Genomic DNA, 22964 nt, shown 5'->3' with positions numbered 1-22964 from the left:
GCAGGGGCTGCTTCGTGTTCACCACTGCCGCGCACGGCGGGTCGCGAGACGATGGCGGACAACCCCCGTCGGCGCGGGGACGACGAGGTGCAGCGCGGCTGTCCGTACCCGCGGCTGCGAGCTACCCCCGCGCCCGCAGGGGTAGCTCGCAGTGCTGCCGGGCGAACTCATCGGCCTCGTGCAGGAGTCCACCCGCCGTAGTCGACGCCTTCTCCCTGAGCCGACAGCGCCGCGATCGCTGCAAAGAGCTGATCGAACAGCACGGCTGTCGCTGGGAACTGGTTCACCTGCATGCGCCACGGAATACGCTCAGAAATCGACTGCGGGTCCGTAACGGCTACACAGGCGCGGTGGGGAGCCCATGGCAACCTCCGCGGTGATTCGGGGACGCCGGCGGGGCAGGGTCTTCGAGCAGGATCGAGGGAGGCGCAGCCGGATGGAAACGGGCGGCCATGCCCGCCGTTTCGGCGTCTCCGCAGGTGAGAGGCGTCACCCTGCTGGTTCGAATCCCGCTTACCGTGCTTGCCGGGACGTTCTCGTGCAACGGACGCTGTGTGGAGGTGCGGCGAACGCGGCCCTCGGCCCATCCGAGGCGGGACGACGTGACAGCGGTGGCGGCCCGTGGGTGGCGCTCGTTGCGGCCATCATCAACCTACCTTCACGTCACGGTAGATTCGTGGACGGCGAAGATGCCGGACGGGAGACCCGAGGCGATGGAGCCGTGGGCGAACGGCTGATGAGGATCGGAGGTGGCGCGGTGAACGCCAGGAGCGAGTGGGCCGCCGGTGAGGCGGCCAGGCGGCGTACGTTCGCGGTGATCAGTCACCCGGACGCGGGCAAGTCGACGTTGACCGAGGCGCTGGCGCTGCACGCGCACGCGATCACGTCGGCGGGGGCGGTGCACGGCAAGTCCGGACGCCGCGGTGTGGCGTCGGACTGGATGGAGATGGAGAAGGCCCGTGGCATCTCCGTCACCTCCGCCGTTCTGCAATTCGCCTATCGGGACTGCCTGCTGAACCTGCTGGACACTCCGGGGCACGCGGACTTCTCCGAGGACACCTACCGGGTGCTGGCGGCGGTGGACTGCGCGGTCATGCTGATCGACGCGGCCAAGGGCCTGGAGGAGCAGACCCGCAAGCTCTTCGACGTCTGCCGCCACCGCGGCATCCCCGTGATCACGTTCATCAACAAGTGGGACCGGCCCGGCCGTGAGGCCCTTGAGCTGCTCGACGAGATCGAGCGCGAGTTCCGGCTCAGGCCCACCCCGGTGAACTGGCCGGTCGGCACGGCCGGATACCTGCGCGGTCTGGTCGACGTACGCGAGCCGGAGCGGATGCTGCGTTACACCCGCACCCCCGGCGGCGCGCACGAAGCCTCCGAAGAGGTGGTTCCCGCCGAGCGGGCGGCGTTCGAGGAGGGTGCCGACTGGGAACAGGCCGTGGAGGAGCTCCAGTTGCTGGAGGCGGACGGCGCCCAGTTCGACCGGGCCTCGTTCCTGGCGGGCGGCTCCACACCGGTGTTCTTCGGCGCCGCGGTCTCCAACATCGGCGTACGGCTCCTCCTGGACGCCATCGTCGACCTCGCCCCGCCACCGGGGGCGCGAGAACTCGAAGGCGGTGGCAGCAGGTCCGTCGACGCCCCGTTCTCCGGGCTGGTGTTCAAGGTGCAGGCGAACATGGACCCGGCCCACCGGGACCGGATCGCCTTCCTGCGCGTGTGTTCGGGCGTCTTCGAGAGAGGCGCGACCGTCACCCGCGCCGCGTCCGGGAAGCCGTTCGCGACCAAGTACGCCCACAGCGTCTTCGGCCAGGACCGCTCCATGGTCGACACCGCCTACCCGGGCGACGTCGTCGGACTGGTCAACGCCGCGGCCCTGCGCGTCGGGGACACCCTCTACGACGGTCCGCCGGCCTTGTTCCCGCCCATGCCGACCTTCGCCCCCGAACACTTCGCGGTCGCACGACCGGTCGACATCAGTCGCTCCAAGCAGTTCCGCCGTGGCATCGCCCAGCTCGACGAGGAAGGCGTCGTGCAGGTCCTCGTCAGCGACGCACGCGGCGACCAGGCCCCGGTCCTGGCGGCGGTGGGGCCGATGCAGTTCGACGTCGTCTCCGCCCGGATGGCGGGGGAGTTCTCCGCACCCGTACGCCTGGAAGTGCTGCCCTACCACCTGGCGCGGGCCACCGACGCGGCCGGAGCGGACACCCTCAACCGCTCCCAGCTCGTCAAGGGCGAGGCGCTGAGCAGAATCCGCGACAAGGCGCAGCTCGCGCTGTTCCCCGACCGCTGGCAGGCGAACTCCTTCCAGCGGCAGTTCCCCGACGCCAGCCTGGAAGCCCTTCTGGCCGCCCACGAGTAACACCCCCTCCGGATGCCGCAGGGCGGGGACGACCTGCGGCTGCCTGCCGCACGGGTTCGCGATCAAGGGGCCCGAGTACGCCGGGGTCTTCGGCACCTGCACCTGGCTCAGCGACGAACCCGCCGGGAAGGCCGCCGTCTCACTGGCGGCCGCGATCGCCGTCACCCTGATGTGCACCGCGCCGGTCAGGCGCGCCCTGCATGCGGTGACCGAACCCGACATGGCCTGGGCACTCCGTGAGAAACAGCCCTTGGAGAGGGCTCGTAGGCTGGTCAGCACACCAAACGACCGGAGGTTCAGTGTCCAGCCGTCCCGGCGTACGCGCGCTGTCAGGCCTGCTCGCGCCATGCAGACAAAGCAGCGAAGGAGCCCCCCATGATGTGGCCGGAGTAGCAGAAGCTGAACGGCGGCTCGGGATACGGCTGCCCTCGGACTACATCGCCTTCATAGAGACCTACGGGGCTGGCGGGATCGGCGGAGACTCGCTGTGGATACCCCCGCCATACCGCGCAGCCGGAGGCGACAGTGTGGTCGCCATGGCCGAACTCTTCTGGGAACAGGCCCCCGAATTCGAGGTCAAAATAGACACAAAAGAACATGAATCACGGCCTCAGTAGGCGAACTCAGGTGCCTGGTAGGGAGCCCACCAGCTCGTCAGACCCCAGATCCCCAGGGCGATCGCGGTGACCGAGACCAGGGCGGCGAGCCACGGGCGATGGAACCGGCGCAAGGCGAGCGACCAGAAGGCGAGCGCCACCAGGGCGCCCCCCGCGGCGACGAGCGGTAGGTCCACGTAGAGCACGCTGAGGTCCTGGTGACGCCCATCGAATCCGCCCTCCACATTGACCCTCGCCAGCGGTGCCCAGGCCAGCAGCGCCACTGAGGAACCCAGACCGGCGACAAGGAAACCAGCAAGACCCTTCTCCGGTACCCCGTTCATGACGGTGTCGTTCTCGGTGGCCACCACGGTGTGGAGTAGCCCAGGCGCCGCTCGGACACGGCGACCAGGTCCCCGAGCGGGTCCTTGGGACCCAGAGGCGCGACGCCGAACAGCGAGCAGATCGTGCGCAAGCCGGACAAGCCCTGGAGGAGCAGCATGCGCAAACCGTCCGCCGATCGTGTGCTGACGGCACTGATGGGTCTCGTCTCCCTGTTCGTCGGCGCGTCTCTCGCCCTGGTGGCCTACGTCCTCGCCGGCAAGATCGGTGAGGACCACCGCGCGACCCTGGACCGCCGGGTCACCGCGGTGGTCTTCGACAAACGCGTGGTGAACGAGGGCGGCGGACCGAACGGCGGCACCCGGACGGACACCCTGGTCAGATACGAGCTCGGAGACAAGCGCTATACCTCCAGGCTCAGACGCGGCAGTTCGGGCGGCGAGGTGGGGGACACCGTGGAGGTGGCCTACGACTCCGAACGGCCCGATCGCCCGTACACCGTCGCCTACGCCGAGTCCGAACCGCCGAGCGACGCGTCACGCATCACGGGTGTCGTTCTCTTCTCGCTCTTCGCCCTCGCCATGCTCGGCGGAGGGGCTCTCCTCCTCTTGACCGGCGGAGACCTCTGACCGACCGGGGCAGAGGCCGCCCCGCCGCGTGCAGCGGGTCGGCGCATGCGACGGGACGCATCGTGAAGGAGTTCATCACAGCCTCCGACCGCCCCTCGTGCCCCCGCAACCGATTCAACCGTGAGGACTCGTCGAAAGCCCCCGGTACGTGGACGGGCGGATGAAGGCGGCTCGACCGAGTGGGTACGGAAGCGCACAGGGGACACCCGGCGCAGTGACAGGGCGCGAGAGGCTATGGACGACGTCGGAGTTCCCGGACCGGCCGTTCGGAAGGCCGGACATACCGGTGACCCCACCTGCGACCAGGAGGCCGAGCAGTGAGCGCCCTCATCGACCGGTGCTGCCCTTGACGGCCACGTAGACGGTGTTGGTCGAGGTGCCGCCTCGCAGCGGGTTGGGGAACTCCACCACGTGGGCGGCGGTGTTCTGGAAGGCGCTGGCGAGGAGGGAGGCGAAGTCGTCGTCGGGCGGGTCGTTGGACCACAGGGCGAAGACGCCTCCGGGGTGGAGGAGGTTGGAGAGGGCGCTCAGGCCCTCCGGCCGGTAGAGAGCGGCATGGCTCGAGTGCAGCACATGGCGGGGGGAGTGGTCGACGTCCAGCAGGATGGCGTGGAAGAGGCGTTCCTCCGCTTGCGGGTCCAGCCCACGGCCCTCACGCACCATGGCGAAGAAGTCGCCCTGCACCAGTCGGCAGCGGTCGTCCGAGCCGAGCGCCGTGCCGAGCGGTACCAGACCGCGTCGGTGCCAGTCGATGACCTCGCCGAGGGTGTCGACGACGATCAGCGAGCGGACGCCCGGCTCCTGTAGTGCGGCGTGTGCGGTGTACCCGAGGCCGAGGCCGCCGACGGCGACATCGAGGCCGGGGCGGTGCGCGAGCGGGGCGAGGCCCAGTCGGGCGAGGGCGATCTCGCCCTCGGTGAAGAGGCTGGACATCAGGAACTCGTCCCCGAGCTTCACCTCGTACACGTCGTCCCCCGACGAGGGGTCGCGTCGGCGCCGCAGGCTGATGTCGCCGATCGGTGTCGGCTTCCAGTCGAGTTCCTCGAAGCGGGTGGTCATGGTGGGGGTCTCCTCCGGTCGGCGACGCGGTGTCAGGCGTCGATGACGACGGGGATGATCAGAGGCTTGCGGCGGTGGCTGCGGAAGGCCCAGGAGGCGACGGCGCGAGCGATGCGCTGTTCGAGCTGGTGGTGGTCGCCGATGCCCTCTTCGGCCGCCGCGGCCAGGGTCTTCTCGATGAGCGGGATCACGGGCTCGAAGGTGGTGTCGTCGTGCTCGAATCCGCGGGCGAGGAAGTCGGGTGCCTCGGCGAGCCGCCCGGTGTCGGCGTCGACGATCGCCACGATGGTGACCACGCCCTCCTCAGCCAGGACGCGGCGGTCCTTCAGGGACGCCTCGGTCGCGCCTCCGACCGTCATCCCGTCGACGTACACATAGCCGGCCGGGACCTTTCCGGTGATCGAGGCGCGCCCGTCGACGAGGTCGACGACGACACCGTCCTCGGCGATGATCACGCGGTCCGGTGCGACGCCGGTGCGGATGGCGAGGTCGGCGTTGGCCCGCATGTGCTTCCACTCGCCGTGGACGGGCATGACATGGCGGGGCTTGACGATGTTGTAGCAGTAGACCAGTTCACCCGCGCTGGCGTGGCCGGAGACGTGGACCTTGGCATTGCCCTTGTGGACGACGTTGGCGCCCCAGCGGGTCAGCCCGTTGATCACCCGGTAGATGGCGTTCTCGTTGCCCGGGATGAGGGAGCTGGCGAGCAGGACGGTGTCGCCCTGCCCGATCCGGATCGAGTGATCGCGGTTGGCCATGCGGGAGAGGGCGGCCATCGGCTCGCCCTGCGAGCCCGTGCAGACCAGGGTGATCTTGTGGTCGGGCAGCTTCTCCAGCTCCCTTGCCTCGACCACGAGACCCGGCGGCGTCCTCAGATAGCCCAGTTCGCGGGCGATGCCCATGTTGCGGACCATGGACCGGCCCACGAAGGCGACCTTCCGACCGTGCTGATGCGCGGCGTCGAGGACCTGCTGGATACGGTGGACGTGGCTGGCGAAGCTGGAGACGATGACCCGGCGCGGGGCGGTCCGCATCACGTGCTCGATCGCGGGGTTCAGCTCGCGCTCGGACGTGGTGAAACCGGGCACCTCGGCATTGGTGGAGTCGGTCAGGAACAGGTCGACACCCTCCTCACCGAGCCGGGCGAACGCGCGCAGGTCGGTGATGCGGTCGTCCAGCGGGAACTGGTCCATCTTGAAGTCACCGGTGTGCAGGACCATCCCGGCACCGGTGCGGATGGCGACCGCGAGACCGTCGGGGATGGAGTGGTTGACCGCCACGAACTCACAGCCGAAAGGCCCGAAGTCGCGCCGCTCCCCTTCCTTCACCCGCACCGTCGTGGGCTTGATGTGGTGTTCCTTGAGCTTGGCCTCAAGGAAGGCGAGCGTCAGCTTCGAGCCGATGACGGGGATGTCCCGGCGTTCTCGCAGCAGGTAGGGCACGCCGCCGATGTGGTCCTCGTGTCCGTGGGTGAGGACCACGCCGACGATGTCGTCCAGACGGTCCCGGATCGACGTGAAGTCGGGCAGGATCACGTCGACGCCGGGCTGGGTCTCCTCGGGGAACAGCACACCGCAGTCGACGATCAGCAGCTTGCCGGCGTACTCGAAGACGGTCATGTTGCGGCCGATCTCTCCCAGACCGCCCAGGGCGACGACCCTCAGCCCTCCTGAGACCAGAGGAGGGGCGGGTTTCAGATCAGGATGTGGATGGCTCATACGCTGACGCTACCGGAGAGTTACGGGGATGATCCATTACAGTGCGGGACTCCGGCCTCCTTACGGCCCACGCGAGGGGAAGAGGACTCGGGACCGTCCACGTCGAAGCCGCTGGTGATGAGGCGCTGGGGGCGCGCTCGGCCGAGGCATCACGACAGGCCTCAGCACTCGGGCCCGGGCGCGTGACCCTGTGCGGCCAGGTCGACGCCGATCGCGGTACCGCCCCTGTCGGCTCCGCGCGCCAGCACCTCGCAACGTGTCGCCCAGAGCCTGGCAGCGGCCGTCGCGGGGCTTGAGCCGATGGAGGGCTTTCTCCACCTCGACAGCACGTATCCCCTGGGGGCGTTCCACGGGGATACGTGCTCGGGAGTGTGTGAGCACGGTGCTGTCCAGGGTGATGCCTCGGCTGTTCAGCAGAGACGGACGCACGCCGGCGATCGCTACGCGGCCGGCTGTCTCAATGCGCGCGTTCACATCGGAAGGCGCAAATCTACCCTCACGAGAGGGTAGTGTGGAGTCGGTGGCGGCCTACGCGGCTGGTTCCGCCGGGGGAGCTGCGTTCGAGGCGGAGGCGGTCGTGGGGTGAGCGGCATCCCTCGGCGTCATCGATGCCGGTCACATGCCCGTAGGGGGTGAACGGTAGGAATCGGTGCGGGGAACTGCATCCAGCCCCAAGAGGTCGTGCCGTCAGGAGCTCTGGGCATCGAGCCTGCGGCGCAGTGTGGCGGCGAAGTCCTCCGCGGCCATGAGCTGGGCGCGCAGCGTCTCGCAGCGTGCGTCGGCCACCTTGCGGTACGAGTCCAGCCGCTCGTGCAGACGCTCCCGCTCCTCGGCCGTGGGTGCGTCGTCCGCTGCGATGCGGTCGACGATCTCCAGGAGGTCCCGCATCTCCTCCAGCGAGAAGTCCAGCGGCTTCATGCGGCGGATCACCATCAGGCGGCCGATGTCCGTCTCGGTGTACAGACGGAAACCTCCCTTGCTGCGGGCGGAGGGGATGACCAGACCGACTTCCTCGTAGTGCCGGATCGTGCGGAGCGACAAGCCGGTCCGCTCAGCCACCTCGCCGATCTGCATCTGCCGCTCTGCCATCTCCGCGCCTGCCTCCTCTGTAACCGGCTGCCCTTCGAACGTTCGAAGAGCAGTCAGCATACGTGTCCGGAATCACATGATCCTCAGACGTATTTACCTGCGTTTCACAAGCCGCAACTCGCACTCTGCCCTCACGTCAGGGTACGATTTGCGCAGAGCTGAGACCGCTGGGCAGACCTCGCTGTCGCTTGAGCCCCGGCCAGGGCCTCACAGGCTTATCGGGCAATGATGCCCGACTGTCAGCCACGAAGGCTGCCACCCGATCCGGCAGAGCCCCATCGACGCTGGGCTGCCGGGATTCCGCCCTCTGTGCGGAGTCGAGAACGATGCGTGCGTGTCCAGACTGGTGGATGTGTGCGCCCGAACAGAAACGGTTGCATGTCTACACCGCTGTCCGCGGCTCCCAAGCTGCGTATGTCCAGGCCGGACTGGCTCGCCTCCCCGAAGGTCTTCCGTACCGAGGTGCTGGCGGGCCTCGTGGTGGCTCTGGCGCTGATCCCCGAGGCGATCTCCTTCTCGATCATCGCGGGTGTCGACCCGGCAATCGGCCTCTTCGCCTCCTTCACGATGGCCGTGGTCATCTCGATCGTGGGCGGCCGCAAGGCCATGATCTCCGCCGCCACCGGCGCCATAGCCCTGGTCATCGCACCCTTGAACCACCAGTACGGGCTCAGTTACCTGATCGCCGCCGTCATCCTCGGCGGCCTGATGCAGGTGGCTCTGGGCGCGCTCGGGGTCGCCAAGCTGATGCGGTTCGTGCCGCGCAGCGTGATGGTCGGCTTCGTCAACGCCCTCGCCATCCTGATCTTCATGGCGCAGGTCCCGGAGATGCGGGACGTTCCGTGGGCCGTCTACCCGCTGATCATCGGCGGTCTGGCCCTCATGGTGTTCTTCCCGAAGATCACCACGGTGATTCCCGCGCCCCTGGTCGCCATCGTCACGCTGACCGTGATCACCGTCGCCGCCGGCATCGCCGTTCCCAACGTCGGTGACAAGGGCGATCTCCCGTCCTCACTGCCGGTCCCCGGTCTGCCCGACGTGCCGTTCACCATGGACACCCTGACCACCATCGCCCCCTATGCCTTCGCGTTCGCGCTGGTGGGGCTGATGGAGTCGCTGATGACCGCGAAGCTCGTCGACGACATCACCGACACCCACTCGAACAAGACCCGTGAGTCCATCGGCCAGGGCATCGCCAACGTCGTGACCGGGTTCTTCGGCGGCATGGGCGGCTGCGCCATGATCGGCCAGACCATGATCAACGTGAAGACCTCCGGAGCGCGGACCCGCCTGTCCACCTTCCTCGCCGGTACCTTCCTGATGGTCCTGTGCATCGCGTTCGGCCCGGTCGTCTCGGACATCCCGATGGCCGCTCTCGTCGCGGTGATGATCCTGGTCTCCTTCGCCACCTTCGACTGGCATTCCATCCAGCCCAAGACGCTCCAGCGCATGCCGGTCGGCGAGACCGCCGTCATGGTCGTCACCGTCGCCGCGGTGGTCGCCACCCACAACCTCGCCATCGGCGTCGTTCTCGGCTGCATCACCGCGATGGTGATCTTCGCGAAGCGGGTCGCCCACATCGCCGAGGTCTCCGGGGTCCTCGACCCGGACGGCAACCAGGTCGTCTACGCGGTCACCGGCGAGCTGTTCTTCGCCTCCTCCAACGACCTCGTCTACCAGTTCAACTACAAGGACGACCCCGACGACGTGATCATCGACCTCACCGATGCCCACATCTGGGACGCCTCCTCCGTCGCAGCCCTCGACGCCATCGAGACCAAATACGCCCAGCGCGGCAAGAAGGTCACGATCATCGGCCTGAACAAGGCCAGCGCCGAAATGCACGGCAAGCTCGCCGGCCGGCTCACCGCCGGCCACTGAGAAGACCGACAAGCCGCCCCTGACCGCCCCGGCAACGGACCGCGGGCAGGGGCGGCTTTGCCGTGCGAGGACTTGCGCCAGGCGCGCCGCGCCGTCCGCGAACCGCACACGGCCTCCGTGAGGCAGTCGCCGGCCTCCGTGTCGCAGTCGCCGGTCCGGGCATCGAAGGGCGTGCCGTCGCCACGGCCACCGGCGGGCGGCTGCCCGGGCACAGCGCGCCCGGCCCACCCGCCGTCGAGGCCGAGGCGGGGCTGCGCTGTCTGACCGGCCGGACAGGGCAGTCGTACCGTTCGGCGAGCCCTGTGACCACTTCCCGTAGCACGGTCGCGTTGTTGCGCGGCGCGGTGTCCGGGTGGACGAGCCTCCACTCCTTCCGGCCGGGCCGGAACCCCGCCGACACCGTACCGGCCGATGCGCCCCGGGCCTACGGCACTCCACTGTCCCGGGGACCGCGGCCGCCGCACCGCAGCGGTGGTGTCACGTGATGGTCGTTAGCCCGCCCGGGGTGCCTGGGGCACGAGCTCGGCGCTGCGGCGGTGCGCCCCGTGGACCGACGGCCCCCGTACGGCCATGTTGCTGACACCGAGTCGATCCGCGCGGCACCGGCTGGAGGTGAAGGAGACCCGCGATGGGTGGGTGGGCTGTGCATCCGCGGTGAGTGGCCATCGGCGGCGTGAGGTGGCAGGCCCCTGCGGTGACGCCGCCGTCGAGGCGGCCTCCGAGGAGGACCGTGCTGTGCGCGGCGCCTGGCGTGCCTTGCCGACGAAGAGCGGGCGGGCGCGCCCGGTGCCGCGCCCGTCTCCCGTTCCGCGTGTGCACGTTCCTGCTGAGCGGCAAGGAGGAGGCGCTCCGCACCGAGTCCGTCGGGGGAGTGCCGGGCCCTGGTCGTGGGTCCCGCCGTCGCCTGGGCGTACGCGCCGCCACCCCTCGGACCCGGCGTGACCATGCGCCTGGCCGCCGTCGGGCCGCCGCCCTGATCGAAGAATGACCCGGCCTCCGGCGCACCGGAGGCCGCACCATTACCGTTCTGGCAGGAAAGGAGCCGACCATGTCGGCCGTAGGAGGCAAGGGCCCTGTGCCCGACACGGACGATCCGCAGGTTGAGCCCGGTACGGAAGGGGCGGGCTCGCTCAAGCCGATGGTCTTCTACGGGTCCGCGACGCTCATCCTGGCCATCTCGATCTGGGCGATTGTCACCCCCTCCGGCGCCGAGAAGGTCATCGGCGTGGTGGTCGACAAGATCTCCGGCTGGTTCGGCTGGTACTACTTCCTCGCCGCGACCCTGTACCTCGTGTTCGTCGTCTTCATCGGGGTGTCGAAGTACGGCACGATCAAGCTCGGCCCCAAGCACTACAAGCCCGACTACGGGCTTTTCGCCTGGGCGGCGATGCTGTTCGCCGCGGGCATCGGCATCGACCTGATGTTCTTCTCCGTCGCCGGACCGGTGAGCCACTACCTGGTGCCGCCGGAAGGGGACCCCGAGTCACTGGAGGCGGCCCGGCAGGCCGTGGTGTGGACGCTGTTCCACTACGGCATCACCGGCTGGGCCATGTACGCGCTGATGGGCATGGCGCTCGCCTACTTCGCCTTCCGTTACAAGCTGCCGCTGGCCATCCGGTCCGCGATCTACCCGATCATCGGCCGTCGGATCCACGGGAGGATCGGTGACGCCGTCGACCTGGCGGCCATCATCGGTACCGTCTTCGGAATCTCCGTGTCCCTCGGCATCGGCGTGGTGCAGCTGAACTACGGGCTCAAGGTCCTCTTCGGCGTGCCTGAGGGGCTGCCCGCGCAGATCGGGCTCATCGCCCTCGCCGTGGTGATGGCCACCGTTTCAGCGGCCGCCGGGGTCGACAAGGGCATCCGTCGGCTGTCGCAGCTCAACGTGCTCCTCGCCGTACTGCTGATGTTCTACATCCTGGTGGTCGGCGAACCGTTCCGGCTGCTCAACGCCCTGGTTCAGAACGTCGGCGACTACCTCAGCGGATTTCCGTCGATGACGCTGAACACCTTCGCCTACGACCAGCCGACCGAATGGCTGGACGCCTGGACGCTGTTCTTCTGGGCCTGGTGGATCGCCTGGGCGCCGTTCGTCGGGCTGTTCCTCGCTCGGATCTCGCGAGGCCGCACGTTGCGTCAGTTCGTCGCCGCGACCCTGATCATCCCGTTTCTCTTCACCGGCCTCTTCCTGGCCGTCTTCGGCAACAGCGCACTGTTCGTGGTGCGCGACGGCAACTCCGCTTTCGGGGAGACCGCACTCAACTCCCCCGAGCAGGCCTTCTACGGCCTGCTGGAGCAGTATCCCGGGGAGATGTTCAGCGCGGGACTCGCGACCTTCGTAGGGCTGCTTCTCTACGTCACCTCCGCCGACTCCGGAGCCCTCGTCATGGGCAACCTCAGCTCTCACCTCCCGACACCGGTGACCGACGCGCGGACCTGGCTCCGCGTGTTCTGGGCGGTGACGACAGGCCTGCTCACCCTCGCCATGCTCCTGGTGGGCGGAGTGCAGGCTCTCACCGACGCCACGATCATCATGGGGCTGCCCTTCTCGTTCGTGATGTTCCTGATCATGGCGGGGCTCTACCTCGCGCTACGCTCCGACCGGATGCGCGAGGAGGCGCTGACCACCACCCTGCCGGGGTCCCTCTCCGGCCGGACAACGCAACAGGGGCCTTCCGGGGCGCGGAACTGGCGGCAGCGGCTGTCGCGGGCGATGTCGTTCCCGGGCAGGCGGGCAGCCACCAGATTCGTGGAGGACGTCTGCCGGCCGGCGTTCGAGGAAGTCGCTCAGGAACTGCGGGAGCAGGGTGTGGAGGCGGAAATCCTCTCCGGCACCGACGAGGAGAACGGCCTCCCGCACGTCGGCCTCGCCGTACCGATCGGCCCGAAGGACCAGTTCGTCTATCGGGTCTGGCCCGTCGAACGGCCGACACCGGGATTCGCCACCCGGTCGGTCAGCACCCACGACAACTACGTGCGCTTCGAGGTCCAGCTGGCCGAGGGCAATCAGGGTTACGACGTCATGGGCTACACCAGAGAGCAGCTCATCGGCGACACCCTCGACCAGTACGAGCGGCATCTGGAGTTCCTGCGGCTCCACCACGAGGCGACGTCGGGGTCGGCTCTCCCCGATCACCGCCCTGACGCCCCGGACGCTGACCAGTCGGTGTAGCGGTCGGTGCAGCAGTCGGACCTCGGCCCGGTGGCCGGGGTCGGTGTCCGGTCGGTCTCGGTGGATGGACGACCCTCTCTACGAGGTGAACCACTGCCGAGACCCTGTCCGGCCCCCTTCCTCAGGGCTCACCCTGTCCTGCTGACCGAAGAGCAGTGTGTTGTGCCTGTCATCTGCCGGGCCCTGTCACGGCGATTTCGAGGGCACTTCACGCTAACGTGCCATCAGTTTCGTTCGTAGTGCCAAGAGAAGACCCGAGGAATTGCATATGGCAGAGCAGCCACGTGAGCAATGGGGCACACGCGCTGGTTTCCTGCTGGCCGCCATTGGTTCGGCCGTCGGGCTCGGCAATATCTGGCGGTTCCCCGCCATCGCCTACGAGAACGGTGGTGGCGCCTTTCTGCTGCCGTACCTCATCGCGCTCCTTTCGGCGGGCATCCCCCTGCTGATCATGGAGTACGCCATCGGGCGCAAGTACCGCATGTCACCCCCCGCCGCTCTGCGCAGGATGGCCCGGCCGGCCGAGGTCATCGGATGGTGGCAGGTCGCGATCTCCTTCGTGATCGCCACCTACTACGCCGTCATCATCGCCTGGGCCGTGCGCTATGTGGGATTCTCCGCCGGTCAGCAGTGGGGTGATGACCCGGAGGCATTCCTCTTCGGTGATTTCCTGCGGGCACCGGATTCACCGGGATTCCTGGACGGCTATGTACCGGGCGTGTTCTGGCCGCTGATCATCGTTTGGGTGGTGGTGCTGGTCGTCCTGGCGTTCGGTATCCGGCGAGGCATCGAACGCGCCAACAAGATCTTCATTCCGTTGCTGTTCGTCCTGTTCGCCGCGCTGGTGATCAGGGCGCTCACGCTGGACGGTGCGGCCACCGGACTGGACGCGCTCTTCACGCCGAACTGGTCGGAGCTCGGCAACGGCAGTGTCTGGGTCGCCGCATACGGGCAGATCTTCTTCTCCCTGTCCATCGGCTTCGGCATCATGGTGACGTACGCGTCGTACCTGGGCCGTCGGGCCGACCTGACGGGCTCCGCGATGGTGGCGGGCTTCGCCAACAGCTCGTTCGAGATCCTCGCGGGCATCGGCGTCTTCTCGACCTTGGGCTATCTGGCGGTCGCCTCGGGGGTCGGCGTCGACGAAGTCGCAGGCGCGGGCATCGGTCTGGCGTTCGTCGCCTTCCCCGCGGTGATCTCGGAGATGCCGCTCGGCGGCCTCTTCGGTGTGCTGTTCTTCAGCTCCCTGGTGATCGCGGGACTCTCCTCGCTGATCTCCATCGTGCAGGTGGTCGTCTCGGCCGTGCAGGACCGGACCGGCATGCGGCGCAGGCCCGCGGTCCTGGGCATCGGCGGTCTGGTCGCGCTGGTGTCGATCCTGCTGTTCCCGACCGAGTCCGGTATCTATCTGCTCGACGCGTCCGACCACTTCATCAACCAGTACGGCATCGCGCTGGCAGCTCTGGTCGGGCTGATCGTGATCGTCTGGGTGCTGCGGCAGCTGCCCAGCCTGCAGCGGAACGCCGACGCCACCTCCGCCATCCGGCTCGGCCACTGGTGGCGCATCTGCCTCGGTGTCATCACGCCGCTCGTGCTCGGCTGGATGATGGTCGACAGCCTGCGGACCGAGTTCGACGAGAACTACGAGGGCTATTCGACCGGGTTCCTGCTCGCCGCGGGCTGGAGCGTCGCCATCGGAGCACTGCTGGTCGGGGTGATCCTCTCTCTGATTCCGTGGCCGGCCGGTGGCGAGGACATCGACCTGGACATGGAGTCGCCCGCCGACCGGAAGGACCGCTGATGTCTGCCAGCGCGATCGTCATGATGGTCATCGCCATGCTCATCGTCTGGGGTGGGCTGATCACCGCCATCCTCCGGCTGAGGAGCCACCCGGAGCCCCCGGAACCGATGCCGCCCGGTACGCACCCGGCCGAGTGAGCGAGCCCGGTCCCCGCCTGGTTCCGCAGTGGACCGGCTGCGACCCGTCGTCGCCCCGGAGGCCGGTCCGTTCGCCAGTCCCTCCTGGCCCCGGTGGGCAGGAGGGACTGGGCGCACTCGCGCTCAGGTAGAGGCAGACGCGGGCAGCGACATCAGCCCCCCGGGGCCGTGTCCTTGCCGTACTCACAGGGGCGGGTCCGGATACTGGGCACATGCCCAGCCAACTCCGCGACAGGGTCCTGCCGGCCCGGCAGCGCCGCGGCCTGGAAGATCTCCAGCAGGACCTGGATCCGTCGTCGGGAGACGTCCAGGCGAAGCGCTCGGCCTTCTGGACCATGCTCACGCTGTCGTCCGTCATCGCCGCGGGCGGGATCCTGACGGACTCCACGGCCACCGTCATCGGTGCGATGATCATCGCACCGCTGTCCACGCCGATCATGGGTATCGCCCTCGGCGCCGTACAGCGCCGTCGCACCACGGCCGTCACCTTCGTCACGCTCGGGTGTCTGCTGGTGATCCTGACAGGCGCGGTGGCCTCGCTCGTCGTACCCCAATCGTACGACCTCCTGACGAACAGCCAGATCTCCGGCCGGACATCTCCAGGGCTCCTGGACCTGATCGCCGCGGTGGCAACCGGCTTCGCCGGCGCCGTGGCGCTGTCCCGCAAGGACGTCGCCGCCGTCCTGCCGGGAGTGGCCATCGCCATCTCCCTCGTTCCGCCCCTCGTGGTCACCGGTGTCTGCGCGGGCCAGGCGCAGTGGTGGCTCTCCCTGGGCGCACTGGTGCTCTTCATGTCCAACCTTCTCGCCCTCGTCTTCGCCGGCATGATCGTCTTCGCTTCCCTGGGATACGCCCGGGCGGCCGGGCAGCGCGCGGAGCGGGCGCCGCGCCGCGCCTACCTCATGCTCGGACTGCTCTTCCTGGCCGTACTGCTCCCCCTGGGAGCCAACACCGTTACCACTGTGCTGCTCACCACCTGGACGGCCCGGACCAAGGAATCCGCGGAGCGGTGGCTGTCGAAGAGCCCGGGCGCGATGGTCACCAGCGTCGATGCCCGGTCCAGAACTCTGTACGTCCATGTCCGGGGCCCCAGCGACCTGCCTCCGATCGAGATTCTGCTCAGCGACCTCGAAGGGAGAATCCCCGATGGCATCCCCATCGTGGTCGACACCACACGAGGCCGACAGATCACCGCGGGGAAGGTCGGGGGCTGAGGCCGCTGAAGCCGCGTGTTCCTGGACACGACGAGGGCCCTGAGGCCGCGTGGTCCCGGACGCGGTGAGGACGCTGAAGTCTTGGGCGCGGAGCCCCTGCCGCTCGACGTCGCCGGCGACGACGCCCCCGGCCCGGCCGCCGTGGTGGCTGCGGTACGGACGTTTCGCGGCTGACGGGTTCGGAGGGGGCGGGGCGGAGAGGCCGGTCGGGGCGTCGGGGGAGGGGCGCGGCTACCATCCCCTGTGACCGAAACAACCGAACCGCCTGTACGCCGCACCCGGATACTCGCCGACCTCACCCCGCTGCGGGTCTCGCCGGACTACCGGCGGCTCTGGTTCGGGAACACCGTCTCCTGGGTCGGGCAGGGCATGACGGCGCTTGCGGTCTCGCTCCAGGTCTACGACATCACCGGGTCCGCGTTCTCCGTCGGGCTCATCGGGTTCTGCTCGCTGGTGCCGCTCATCGTGTTCGGGCTGTACGGCGGGGCCGTCGCCGACACCGTGGACCGGCGCAAGCTGGGTCTTCTCAGTGCCGCCGGGTCGTTCGTCCTGGCCCTCGTGCTGGTGGGTGCCACGGCCGCCGGGGTCGAGAACGTCGGCCTGCTGTACGCGGTGGTCGCCCTCCAGGCCGTGTGCTTCGCGCTCAACGCGCCCGCCCGCTCCTCGATGATCGCCCGGCTGCTCCCGGCCGAACAGCTGCCCGCCGCCAACGCGCTGAACTCCATGACCAGCACCACGGGCGCGCTCGTCGGGCCGATGCTGGGCGGGCTCATCGTCGGCTGGTGGGGGTACCACGCCGCGTACACCGTGGAAGCCGTCTGCTTCACCGCCTCCCTGTACGCCATGTGGAGGCTCCCCTCGATGCTGCCCGACCGGCAGGAGGGCGGGACGGGCAAGCGGGCCTCCGTACGGGACGGGCTGCGGTTCCTCGGGACCCGGCCGAACCTGCGGATGACCTTCTTCACCGACCTGTGCGCCATGGTCCTCGCCCACCCCCGCGCCCTCTTCCCGGTCATCGCCGTTCTCTGGTACGGGGGTGACGCGCGGACCACCGGAATGCTCGTCGCCGCCCCGGCCCTCGGTGCGCTCCTCGGCGGGGTGTTCTCCGGCTGGCTCGGCCGCATCCGGCGGCACGGGCTCGCGGTCCTGCTGGCCGTCGCCTCCTGGGGCACCGCCATCGCCGTCTTCGGCCTCACCCGGAACCTCTGGCTCGGGTTGCTCTTCCTGGCGCTCGCCGGGTGCGCCGACACCGTCTCCATGGTCTTCCGCAACACGATGCTCCAGGCGGCCGTCCCCGACGAGATGCGCGGCCGCCTCCAGGGCGTGTTCATCGTCGTCGTCGCGGGCGGGCCCCGGCTCGGGGACTTCCTGGCCGGTTCGGTCGCCGACCTCGCCTCGCCCGCCGTCGCCGTCACCGGCGGCGGCATCGCGTGCGTGGTCGCCGTGGCCCTGCTCGCGTCGAAGTGGCGTGCCTTCGCCCGTTACGACGCCCGCGACCCGAAGCCGTGACCGAGGCCTTCCCTCAGCCGACGACCGAGCGGGCCACCCCCAGCTCCAGCAGGTCCTGCGGGCGCAGCCACAGCTGGTCGGCCGTGGCGCCCGTCTCCGACGGCGGCCGCTTGAGGATCGCCGCCGCCAGCTCCGGGGCGATGACGGAGAAGTAACTGTCCGCCGTGACGTGGGTGTTGTCCGGCGCCGCGAGCGCCAGCGCCCCGCCCGAGCCGCCCTCGCCGATCACCAGCGTCGTCACCGGGACCCGGGCCGCCGCGATCGCCGCGAAGGTGTCCGCGATGGCCGCGCCCGCACCCGCCCGTTCCGCCTCCGCGTCGTTGGCGGCGCCCGGGGTGTCGACCAGCGTGAGGACGGGGACGCCGAGCCGGTCCGCGAGCCGGATCGTCCGGGCCGCCGTACGGTATCCGGCCGGGCGGGTCGGGGTCCCGCACTGGGCGACGTACGCGACCGGCTGCCCGTCCGCGCGCAGCCCGAAGCCGCACAGCAGCCCCGGGTCGCTGCCGCCGCACCGGTCCCCGTGCAGGGGGAGCCGTACGGCGAAGTAGTCCGCCAAGTACGCCTCCGCGCGCGGGCGCTGTGTGGCGCGGGCCCGCTCCACCGCCTCCCGGCCGGTCTCCGGAAGCCGGGTCGCCGACAGCGCGCGAGGCACTGGGGCGACGGGCAGCGCCCCGTGCGGGCCGGTGCCGGACGGCCGGGGTGCGCTGGACGTGGCGGGCGGCCAGGGTGCGCCGGGTGCACCCGACGCACCTGGCGCCGGAAGTGAACCGGGCGCCCCGTGCGGGCCCAGCGCGGTCAGCCACTGTGCCACCGTGCGCGCCAGCTCCCCGGCAGGGACCACCGCGTCCACCTGGCCCGCCGCGAACTGCCCCTCGGCGCTGTACGCGTACGGCTCCGCTTCCGGCGGCCGTACCCGGGAACCCGCGAAGCCGACCTGCGCGCCGGGCAGCGCCAGGATCACGTCCGAGCCCGCTCCCACGGTGGCCCAGCCGCCGCCGGTCGTCGGGTCGCGGACCACCGCGACCTGCGGGAGGCCGGACGCGCGCAGCCGGGTGGCTGCGGCGGCCACCCGCTGGAGCTGGGTGAGCGCGACCATGCCCTCCTGCATCCGGCTGCCTCCGGTGGCGACCAGTGAGACCAGCGGGAGGCGCCGGGTCAGGGCCAGGTCGTACGCGGCCTCCAGCCGGTCTCCCGTCAGCCGGCCCAACGAGCCGCCCAGGAAGCCGAACTCGAAGGAGAGGAGCACGCACCGCCGGCCGCCGACGGCCCCGGTCCCGTACACCACGGACTCGCTCTCGCCGGTCCGTTCCGCCGCCCGCTCCCGTGCCGCGTCGTACCCCGCCCAGCCGAGCGGTCCGTCGGCGGGCAGGGTGCGCGGCGCCGGGCGGTGCTCGGTGAAGCCCGTCGCGCCGGTCAGCAGGGCGATCGTCTCCCGGGCCGTCATCCGGGCGGGGGAGGGGGTGGTGTCGGCGGAGTCACTGGACATGGAGCGACCTCTTCATGATCTTCCCCAGGTCGTTGCGGGGCAGGGCGTCCAGGTAGTGCACGGTACGCGGGCGCTTGTGGGGGGCCAGCTGGGCGGCCACGTGGTTCGCCAACTCCTCTGTGGTGGGCGGGGATTCGGGGCTCGTCGTCACCACCCACGCCACGACCCGCTCGCCGAGGTCCGGATCCGCCTCGCCGGTGACGGCGGCCTCGCGGACCCCGGGGTGGGCGAGGAGCGCGTTCTCGATCTCGCCCGCGCCGATCTTGTAGCCGCCGCTCTTGATCAGGTCGGTGGCCCTGCGCCCGACGATGCGCACGTACCCGTCCTCGTCCACCGTGCCGACGTCACCCGTGCGGAACCAGCCGTCCGCCGTGTGCGCGGCGGCCGTGGCGTCGGGCCGGTTCAGATAGCCGGTGAACAGGTTCGGGCCCCGGACCTGGATCTCGCCGATCGCCTCCGGCCCCTCCAGTACCGTGCCGTCCTCCTCCACCAGGCGCAGCTCCACCCCGGCGAGCGGCGGGCCGACCGTGCCGGGGCGCGGGGCGCCGTCCGCCCGGATTCCCGTGTTCATCAGGGTCTCCGTCATGCCGTACCGCTCGATCACCCGCCGCCCGGTCGCCGCCGCGATGCGTTCGTGGTCGTGCACGGGCAGCGCCGCCGAACCGGAGACCAGCAGCCGCGCCCCCGACAGGGCTTCGGCCAGCGCGTCCCGCTCGCCGCTGCCCGTCGGGGCGTCCAGCGTCTCGGCGAGCCGGTGGTACATCGTCGGTACGCCGAAGAGCATCGTGCCCCCGGAGCCCAGCTCACGGGCCACGCCGCCGGGTGAGAACTTCCCCAGGTGGCGCACGGAGCCGCCGCGCCGCAGCGGGCCCAGAACGCCCAGGATCAGCCCGTGTACGTGGAACAGCGGCAGCGCGTGGACCAGGACGTCGTCGCCGGTCCAGCCCCAGGCGTCCTCCAGCGCGTCGAGTGACGCGGCGATCGCCCGGCGGGGGAGGACGGCGCCCTTGGGCGGGCCGGTGGTACCGGAGGTGTACACGATCAGGGCGGGGGCCTCGGGCGCGCCCTCGCCCGGCGCGTAGCCGTCCGTGCCCTCGTCCGTGCCCTCGGACGCCCGCTCGGACGCCCGCGCGTCGACCGTCACCCGTCGCGGCTTCTCCAGCGCGGGCGGCAGCTCGTCGTCCGGTCCCGCCAGCACCGCCGTGGGCTCGCTGTCGGCCAGGATGTGCGCCAACTCGCGCTCGCCCGTACGGGGGTTGAGCGGCACGGCCGGTACCCCGGCCCGCAGCGCCGCCACCACCGCGATCACCGTCTCCGGCGTCGGTGTGGCCCAGACGGCGACCCGGCCCGCGTCCGCGATCCGGGCGGCGAGGGCGGTGGAGGCCTCGGCGAGTCGGCCGTAGGTCAGGGAGAGGTCACCGAAGCGGACGGCCTCCCGGGAGGCCGCCGGGCCGGTGGGGGACTGGAGTGCGGGAAGAAGGGGGGTCACGCCGGGAAGCCTAGGGCTTCGGGGCGGGGCCCGCCGGGTGATGCTCGCCTCATTGCCGCATGGGGCGCCGAAGTCACGGCGGCGGCACGGCCTGGACAACTGGTTCTGCGTCGCCGGTTCGCAAAAGGCCTGCTTGACAAGGAAGTTGAGTTGCCTCTGGGGGGGAGAGGTGCCTGCGCCTGTGCATTTGTGAGCCCGTGCTTCGTCGCAGTCGTCGCGTGCCCGCACGCCCGCACATCCGCTGTCTGCGGACGAACATCGGCTTCGTCCCCTGCCTGTCGTCAGCGCGCCCGCCGGGGTCCGGCCGGGCGACCCGACCGGCACCGGCACCGGCACCGGATATTCCATCGGGGCGAGCCAGGCCCCCTCGGCCGATATCGCCGCAACCTGGGACAATCGTGGTATGGATCGGCTGGACAGGGAAATCCTCGGCATTCTCCAGGAGGACGCGCGGATCTCGTACCGGGATCTGGGCGTACGGGTGGGGCTCAGCGCCAACGCGGCGGGCGACCGTGTCCGCCGGATGCGCCGCGACGGGGTGATCCGCGGCTTCACCGTCATCGTCGACCCGGCCGCCGACACCCGATCGGGCCTGGTGGTCTTCATCGATGTGACGCTGCGCCTCGACACGACGAACGAGGAGTTCGAACGCTCGGTGCTGATGCTGCCCGGGATCACCGAAGTGGTGCATGTGACGGGCGGCCACGACTACCTCGTACGGGCCACCGCCGCCGACCCCGGAGCGCTGGACTCCCTGCTGCGCCGGCTGAAGCGGGAGGCGGGCGTCGCCCACTCCACCACCCGGATCGCGCTGCGGGCGGCCCCGAAGCACTGACCGGCGGGCTCCTCGTCTCAGAGCGGCGCCTGCCAGGTCACCGTCGTCGACCGGCCGCCGTCCTCGCCGCGCCCGTCGTCCGCGACCACCAGCCGCACCCCGCTCCGCCCGTCCGGCAGCCGGACCGTGGCGTCCACCTCCACCTCGATGGCCGAGACGCCGGGCCTGCGGTGCGCGGCGGCCAGTGCCCCGCGCAGCGCCGCCAGCAGCTCCCGCCCCGTCTCCTCGCCCACCAGCGCGTCCACCGCCCCGCTGAACTGCACCGACGGCGGAAAGCCCAGCAGCGCCGCCGCGCCCCCGGTCTCCCGCAGCACCCGGCCCCGGAAGGTGCTCGGGGCCTCGGCGGGCGGCTGCTGGAGGGCGAAGATCGCGGTGCGGACCTCCTGGATGGTGGAGTCCAGCTCGTCCACGGCCCGGCCCAGCAGCTCGGCCGTCCCGTCGGCCGCCGGGTCGCCGGTCTCCTCCGGCGTGGCCCGACGACGGGTCGACTCCAGCATCATCTCGGTGGCGAAGAGCCGCTGGACCACGAGATCGTGCAGGTCACGGGCGATCCGGTCACGGTCCTCGTACACCGCGAGCTGCTCCCGGTCCGACTGTGCGTCCGCCAGCACCAGCGCCAGCGCGGCCTGCGAAGCGAACTGGGTCGCCAGCAGCCGGTCCACGTCCGTGTAGGGGGTGTCACCGCGCCGCCGGGGGAGGGCGAGGGTGCCGATGAGGCGCCCGCCGCTCTGGAGCGGCAGCATCATGCTGGGCCCGAAGCGGGAGCGTACGCCGGTGGTCATCCGGGGATCGGTGGCGGAGTCGTCGATGAAGACCGGTTCGCCGCCGAGCAACTGGACCAGCACGGGCGAGCCGGGCTCGATCACCGTACCGACGATGCCCGCCGGATCGTCCGGGGTCGAGGCGGTGACGATCTCCATCCCGCCCGCCTCCGTCGGCTGGAGGATCACCCCGGCCGAGGCGCCCGCGAGCACCCGGGCCCGCTCGGCGACCGTCATCAGCGCGTCGGCGGCGTCGGTGCCGGTCAGCAGGGCCGTGGTGACGGCGGCCGCCCCCTCGATCCAGCGTTCGCGCTGCCGGGCGCTCTCGTAGAGCCGGGCGTTGCCGATCGCGATGCCCGCCTGGGCGGCGAGGACCCGCAGCAGGGCCATGTCCGTGTCGGCGAAGGGCCCCGACCGTTCCCCGGAGAGGTGGAGATGGCCGAACACCTCGGTGTGCACCCGGATCGGGGCCCGGAGACAACCGCGCACCGGCGGACGGCCCGGCGCGGCCCCGGCCCCGGCGGCGGGCAGGGCGTCGGGGGGCAGCGGGCGCGGGTCCTCGGTCAGGATGCCCGGCGCGCCCGGCGTACCGAGCGGGAAGCGGTCGAGGCGCTGCCGCTCCGCCGCCGTCATCCCGGCGGTGTACAGCTCGCCGACCCCGTCCCGCTCCGGCTCCAGCACACTGAGCGCCCCCTGACGAGCCCCGGTCAGGGCGGTGGCGGTGTCCACGATCTGCTGGAGGGTGGCGCCCAGTTCGAGGTCGCTGCCGATGCTGAGGACGGACTCCAGGAGCATCGGCAGCCGCCCGGCCGCGGGCGGGCCGCCCTCTTCGGCCACGGGCCGCTCCGCCTCGTCGGTCATCCGCATCGTCCGTCCCACCGCCCGGC

At 70.4% G+C, this 22964-nt stretch carries 17 protein-coding genes; 10 read left to right on the top strand and 7 right to left on the bottom strand.

Annotation, left to right across the window (positions count from 1 at the left end; all coding sequences use genetic code 11):
* The first annotated feature begins 676 nt into the window (after nt 1-676).
* Both CIB93_RS01520 and CIB93_RS39510 read left to right on the top strand, forming a co-directional pair.
* A complete protein-coding gene (locus tag CIB93_RS01520; RefSeq protein ID WP_257001960.1) occupies nt 677-2359 on the top strand; it encodes a peptide chain release factor 3 in 1683 nt (560 codons plus the stop codon).
* Nucleotides 2360-2595: 236 nt separating this feature from the next.
* Entirely contained in the window at nt 2596-2976 is a 381-nt protein-coding gene (locus CIB93_RS39510) for an SMI1/KNR4 family protein (RefSeq protein ID WP_107470930.1), read from the top strand.
* Here the strand turns inward: CIB93_RS39510 and CIB93_RS01510 are convergent.
* Nucleotides 2970-3299, bottom strand: coding sequence for a hypothetical protein (locus CIB93_RS01510; protein ID WP_096623399.1), 330 nt, complete (start codon nt 3297-3299; stop codon nt 2970-2972). The genes CIB93_RS39510 and CIB93_RS01510 overlap by 7 nt on opposite strands.
* A gap of 156 nt (nt 3300-3455) precedes the next feature.
* On the opposite strand from CIB93_RS01510, the gene CIB93_RS01505 reads away from it, so the two are divergent.
* Nucleotides 3456-3926 (top strand): DUF3592 domain-containing protein, encoded by a 471-nt coding sequence (locus tag CIB93_RS01505; RefSeq protein ID WP_096623211.1) that lies wholly within the window; start codon nt 3456-3458, stop codon nt 3924-3926.
* 327 nt (nt 3927-4253) lie between these two features.
* On the opposite strand, the gene CIB93_RS01500 is transcribed toward CIB93_RS01505, so the two are convergent.
* From CIB93_RS01500 to CIB93_RS01485, 3 genes are all read right to left on the bottom strand, one after another.
* Nucleotides 4254-4985 (bottom strand): spermidine synthase, encoded by a 732-nt coding sequence (locus tag CIB93_RS01500; RefSeq protein ID WP_096623209.1) that lies wholly within the window; start codon nt 4983-4985, stop codon nt 4254-4256.
* A 32-nt stretch (nt 4986-5017) separates the two neighbouring features.
* Nucleotides 5018-6703, bottom strand: a complete 1686-nt coding sequence (locus tag CIB93_RS01495) for a ribonuclease J (RefSeq protein WP_096623207.1) — start codon at nt 6701-6703, stop codon at nt 5018-5020.
* A 687-nt stretch (nt 6704-7390) separates the two neighbouring features.
* On the bottom strand, nt 7391-7792 hold the full coding sequence (locus tag CIB93_RS01485) for a MerR family transcriptional regulator (protein ID WP_096623205.1): 402 nt from the start codon (nt 7790-7792) through the stop codon (nt 7391-7393).
* 378 nt (nt 7793-8170) lie between these two features.
* Here CIB93_RS01485 and CIB93_RS01480 point away from each other — a divergent pair, with 378 nt between their 5' ends.
* From CIB93_RS01480 to CIB93_RS01455, 6 genes are all read left to right on the top strand, one after another.
* Entirely contained in the window at nt 8171-9673 is a 1503-nt protein-coding gene (locus CIB93_RS01480) for a SulP family inorganic anion transporter (RefSeq protein WP_096623203.1), read from the top strand.
* Nucleotides 9674-10721: 1048 nt separating this feature from the next.
* Nucleotides 10722-12845, top strand: a complete 2124-nt coding sequence (gene betT / locus CIB93_RS01475; protein WP_096623201.1) for a choline BCCT transporter BetT — start codon at nt 10722-10724, stop codon at nt 12843-12845.
* A 268-nt stretch (nt 12846-13113) separates the two neighbouring features.
* Complete coding sequence (locus tag CIB93_RS01470; RefSeq protein WP_096623199.1) at nt 13114-14646, top strand: sodium-dependent transporter; 1533 nt, start codon at nt 13114-13116, stop codon at nt 14644-14646.
* Complete coding sequence (locus CIB93_RS01465) at nt 14646-14783, top strand: methionine/alanine import family NSS transporter small subunit (protein WP_096623197.1); 138 nt, start codon at nt 14646-14648, stop codon at nt 14781-14783. Before CIB93_RS01470 ends, CIB93_RS01465 begins: the two co-directional genes overlap by 1 nt.
* 212 nt (nt 14784-14995) lie before the next feature.
* Nucleotides 14996-15997, top strand: coding sequence for a DUF389 domain-containing protein (locus CIB93_RS01460; protein WP_096623195.1), 1002 nt, complete (start codon nt 14996-14998; stop codon nt 15995-15997).
* 243 nt (nt 15998-16240) lie between these two features.
* Nucleotides 16241-17506: an MFS transporter gene (locus CIB93_RS01455; protein WP_096623193.1), complete on the top strand. Its 1266-nt coding sequence runs from the start codon at nt 16241-16243 to the stop codon at nt 17504-17506.
* Nucleotides 17507-17519: 13 nt separating this feature from the next.
* Here the strand turns inward: CIB93_RS01455 and CIB93_RS01450 are convergent, their stop codons facing one another.
* Nucleotides 17520-18992, bottom strand: a complete 1473-nt coding sequence (locus tag CIB93_RS01450; RefSeq protein WP_096623191.1) for a carboxyl transferase domain-containing protein — start codon at nt 18990-18992, stop codon at nt 17520-17522.
* On the bottom strand, nt 18982-20481 hold the full coding sequence (locus CIB93_RS01445; RefSeq protein ID WP_096623189.1) for an acyl-CoA synthetase: 1500 nt from the start codon (nt 20479-20481) through the stop codon (nt 18982-18984). Before CIB93_RS01445 ends, CIB93_RS01450 begins: the two co-directional genes overlap by 11 nt.
* 403 nt (nt 20482-20884) lie before the next feature.
* Here CIB93_RS01445 and CIB93_RS01440 point away from each other — a divergent pair, with 403 nt between their 5' ends.
* Nucleotides 20885-21316, top strand: a complete 432-nt coding sequence (locus CIB93_RS01440) for an Lrp/AsnC family transcriptional regulator (protein WP_096623187.1) — start codon at nt 20885-20887, stop codon at nt 21314-21316.
* 17 nt (nt 21317-21333) lie between these two features.
* Here the strand turns inward: CIB93_RS01440 and CIB93_RS01435 are convergent, their stop codons facing one another.
* Entirely contained in the window at nt 21334-22938 is a 1605-nt protein-coding gene (locus tag CIB93_RS01435) for a GAF domain-containing protein (protein ID WP_257001959.1), read from the bottom strand.
* Between the last annotated feature and the right edge of the window lie 26 nt (nt 22939-22964).

The organism is Streptomyces sp. WZ.A104 (genome assembly GCF_002382885.1).
Lineage (GTDB): Bacteria > Actinomycetota > Actinomycetes > Streptomycetales > Streptomycetaceae > Streptomyces.
This window is presented reverse-complemented; position numbering and strand designations above follow the sequence as displayed.

Coding starts and splice junctions, on each gene's coding strand:
- CIB93_RS01510 (WP_096623399.1), bottom strand. CDS start 3,299: ATGAACGGGGTACCGGAGAAGGGTCTTGCTGGTTTCCTTGTCGCCGGT.
- CIB93_RS01505 (WP_096623211.1), top strand. CDS start 3,456: ATGCGCAAACCGTCCGCCGATCGTGTGCTGACGGCACTGATGGGTCTC.
- CIB93_RS01500 (WP_096623209.1), bottom strand. CDS start 4,985: ATGACCACCCGCTTCGAGGAACTCGACTGGAAGCCGACACCGATCGGC.
- CIB93_RS01495 (WP_096623207.1), bottom strand. CDS start 6,703: ATGAGCCATCCACATCCTGATCTGAAACCCGCCCCTCCTCTGGTCTCA.
- CIB93_RS01485 (WP_096623205.1), bottom strand. CDS start 7,792: ATGGCAGAGCGGCAGATGCAGATCGGCGAGGTGGCTGAGCGGACCGGC.
- CIB93_RS01480 (WP_096623203.1), top strand. CDS start 8,171: ATGTCTACACCGCTGTCCGCGGCTCCCAAGCTGCGTATGTCCAGGCCG.
- betT (WP_096623201.1), top strand. CDS start 10,722: ATGTCGGCCGTAGGAGGCAAGGGCCCTGTGCCCGACACGGACGATCCG.
- CIB93_RS01470 (WP_096623199.1), top strand. CDS start 13,114: ATGGCAGAGCAGCCACGTGAGCAATGGGGCACACGCGCTGGTTTCCTG.
- CIB93_RS01465 (WP_096623197.1), top strand. CDS start 14,646: ATGTCTGCCAGCGCGATCGTCATGATGGTCATCGCCATGCTCATCGTC.
- CIB93_RS01460 (WP_096623195.1), top strand. CDS start 14,996: ATGCCCAGCCAACTCCGCGACAGGGTCCTGCCGGCCCGGCAGCGCCGC.
- CIB93_RS01450 (WP_096623191.1), bottom strand. CDS start 18,992: ATGTCCAGTGACTCCGCCGACACCACCCCCTCCCCCGCCCGGATGACG.
- CIB93_RS01440 (WP_096623187.1), top strand. CDS start 20,885: ATGGATCGGCTGGACAGGGAAATCCTCGGCATTCTCCAGGAGGACGCG.
- CIB93_RS01435 (WP_257001959.1), bottom strand. CDS start 22,938: ATGACCGACGAGGCGGAGCGGCCCGTGGCCGAAGAGGGCGGCCCGCCC.